This window comes from Bradyrhizobium manausense, from assembly GCF_001440035.1.
In the GTDB taxonomy this organism is placed as follows: domain Bacteria; phylum Pseudomonadota; class Alphaproteobacteria; order Rhizobiales; family Xanthobacteraceae; genus Bradyrhizobium; species Bradyrhizobium manausense.
This window is the reverse complement of record NZ_LJYG01000058.1, coordinates 1-1,562: the sequence shown is the minus strand read 5'-3', so window position 1 is coordinate 1,562 and position 1,562 is coordinate 1. Positions and strand designations below refer to the sequence as shown.

1 protein-coding gene is annotated in these 1,562 nt (G+C 64.3%); it reads right to left on the bottom strand.

Annotated elements, in window-relative coordinates; translation table 11 throughout:
• Window positions 1-1,562: amino acid adenylation domain-containing protein (locus AOQ71_RS15325; RefSeq protein WP_157083514.1), on the bottom strand; the 1,562-nt coding region annotated here is incomplete at both ends.

Genomic DNA, 1,562 nt, shown 5'->3' with positions numbered 1-1,562 from the left:
GGCGCGATGCGCATACGCCTCATCGTCCGGCGCAGCCAGCGCGTTCCGATCGACCTTGCCGTTCACCGTCAGCGGCAGCCTCGCCAGCCGCACGAACGCAGACGGCACCATGTAGTCCGGCAGCCGCGCACTCAAGTGTGCGCGCAAACCGCCGGCAAGATCAGATTCCTCAGCTTCGGGGGCGACGACATACGCAACGAGCCGCTGCTCGCCGCGGCCATCCTCGCGCGCCACCACCACCGCATCACCCACCGCCGGATGCTCGAGGAGCCGCGCCGCGATCTCGCCCGGCTCGATCCGGAAGCCGCGGATCTTCACCTGCTCGTCGTTGCGCCCCAAAAACTCCAGATTGCCGTCCGCCAGGTAGCGTGCCAGGTCGCCGGTCCGGTACAGCCGGTCGCCGTCCACAAAGGGGCTGGCGATGAACCGCTCCGCCGTCAGCTCAGGGCGGTTCAGGTAGCCCCGCGCCACCCCCGCACCGCCAATGCAGAGCTCGCCCACCGCCCCGAACGGCACCGGCTCCCCATGACCATCCAGCAGATAGATCCGAAGATCGGGAATGCGCCTTCCGATCTGACTGCCCGAATCGGTGGTGTCAGACTGATCAAGAGACCGATAGGTGACATGCACGGTCGTTTCCGTAATACCGTACATGTTGATCAATTGTGGTGCACGATCTGAATGCCTTGCATACCACGGCTTCAGAATCGATGGCTCCAGAGCCTCTCCACCAAAAATAACGTAGCGAAGGCGGTTTCGAGCACCGCGCTGACGCTCCAGATCCACAAGAGCTTTAAAAGCCGAAGGGGTCTGATTCAGAACTGTAACGCCGGACTTGCAGATGAGATCATCGAAGTCAGGAGCAGAGCGAGCGGTGTCGCTCGGCACAAGAATCAAACGACCGCCATAACGCAGTGCGCCCCACAACTCCCACACTGAGAAGTCGAACGAGAAGGAATGGAACAGGCACCATACGTCCTGTTCAGTGAAACCATACCATTCCTGCGTCGCCTCGAACAAACGAACGATCTGAGCATGCTCGACCATGACGCCCTTGGGCGTACCGGTGGATCCCGAGGTGTAGATCACGTAGGCGAGATGGCGGGAGGTGAGGCCGAGCGCGCGCGGGTCCGGATCCGATTCCGGCAGGCTGGCCCAGGCCGGTGCCGCCGCATCGAGCTCCACCACGCTCGCATCGAGGCCCACATCGCCCAAGGCGGCGCGGCCGGCCGCATCGGTCAGCAGCAGCCGCGGCGCCGCATCCTCCAACACCTGGCGCAGCCGCGCCGACGGATAGGCCGGGTCCAGCGGCACATACGCCCCGCCGGCCTTCAGGATCGCCAAAAGCCCCACCACCATCAGCGGACTGCGCGCAACGCAGATTGCCACCGGCTGATCCGGCTTGACCCCGAGGGCGATCAGATGATGCGCCAGCTGGTTGGCGTGCGCATTGAGCGCGCCATAGCTTACGCGCTGGTCCTGATAGACCAGCGCCACCGCCTCCGGCGCCTTGCGCACCTGCGCCTCGAACAGCTCCTGGATGCACTGCTCCGCAGGATACG